The 640-nt window shown below is 25.2% G+C and carries 1 protein-coding gene; it reads right to left on the reverse strand.

Going from position 1 to position 640, the window contains the following annotated elements; all coding sequences use genetic code 11:
- Positions 1-333: 333 nt before the first annotated feature.
- Complete coding sequence (locus CD150_RS13965) at positions 334-618, reverse strand: LysR family transcriptional regulator substrate-binding protein (protein ID WP_369076516.1); 285 nt, start codon at positions 616-618, stop codon at positions 334-336.
- Between the last annotated feature and the right edge of the window lie 22 nt (positions 619-640).

Here is a 640-nt window from a genome sequence, read left to right on the forward strand (position 1 = left end):
ATAACATCCTTGTTAAATTGTTTATATCTGAAATAGTTCATACAGAAGACTCCTTTTTGTTAAAATTATACTATAAATTCAACTTTGCAACAGAACCAGTTATAATATGAAATTGCTAAATTTTAACAGTAATAGCATTATTGTTAACCGCGATCAATGGAATGGCACATTCAAAAGATTTGTCTCAATGGATTGTATTTTTACAATTGTTTCCGCATTTACTGCAATTGAAAAACTACTTTATAGTCAAAAAGTTTTAAATCCAAAGTTATAATATTAATAAATTTAGCATCGATTTTTCCTGTCAATATGAATTTTTTACACTCTCTAATACTAAGTACTTAGTGATTGTACCATGTTTATAACTGTAGTGAATAAAGGAGAGTGCCATTTATCTTCGTGATATACATAATAAATAGAAACTGCATTACTATATCTTTTATGTGCAGTTAAATCATTATTCATTAATTCATTTTCTATGCTTATATAAGGTAACAAAGCAATACCTAAATTTTCTTTTAAACATGATTTTATAGTTTCTATACTTTCAAATTCTATATGAGAATTTATTAGCCTATTTGTTGTATTAACAATATCTTCAAATGTTTTTCTAAATATACAACCTGTCTCTTATACACAT

The organism is Staphylococcus ureilyticus (assembly GCF_002902235.1).
Lineage (GTDB): Bacteria > Bacillota > Bacilli > Staphylococcales > Staphylococcaceae > Staphylococcus > Staphylococcus ureilyticus.